Below are 651 nucleotides of genomic sequence, written 5' to 3'. Positions count from 1 at the left end.
TATCAAAGTTAAGTAGATAGTTTTTAAAAGAACACACACCAGTGAGTAAAACCTCGTATCATAACCGTTTAAATGATAAGTTGAGCTTACAACAGCAGTAGCCACGCATAAGGAGCATGTATGTCTGCCACCAAAGATGAGATCGTCGCCTTTATGGCGCAAGAGTTTCCGCAAGTTGGGTATCAGGTTGAACAAGTTAATGAGAAGGGCGCGATACTATCGCGTGAAATAGGGGTGAACGAGCTACGCCCTGGTGGCACGGTCTCTGGGCCTGTTATGATGAGTATTGCTGACGTCGCTATCTATGTAGCGATACTAGGTAGAATTGGCATCGTACCGCTCACTGTAACAACCAGCCTTAGCATTAATTTTTTGCGCAAACCGTCCAGTGACGCACGTATTATCGCAGATTGCACCTTAATGAAAGTAGGGCGCACGCTGATCATTGGTGAGGTGTCTCTGTATTCAGAAGGCTCTGATGATATGGTCGCTCATGTTGTCGGTACTTATTCTGTGCCGCCTGCATCTGTAACGCACGGACTCAGCAAAGCAAAGACTTAGCAGTCAGCTTTATAATCAAAAAGGTTTTGGAGGGGTGTGGATGTAAAGCTAGAGGCAATAACTAAGCTAATAGTATAGGCTAATAGTATA

1 protein-coding gene is annotated in these 651 nt (G+C 44.5%); it reads left to right on the top strand.

Annotated features, from left to right (window positions below; genetic code table 11):
• Nucleotides 1-120: 120 nt before the first annotated feature.
• On the top strand, nucleotides 121-561 hold the full coding sequence (locus ACTXGO_RS15700) for a PaaI family thioesterase (RefSeq protein WP_443542710.1): 441 nt from the start codon (nucleotides 121-123) through the stop codon (nucleotides 559-561).
• The last annotated feature ends 90 nt before the right edge of the window (nucleotides 562-651 follow it).

This window comes from Psychrobacter sp. T6-1, assembly GCF_052258445.1.
The sequence above is the reverse complement of the archived record's forward strand: the minus strand, read 5'-3'. Positions and strand labels throughout refer to the sequence as shown.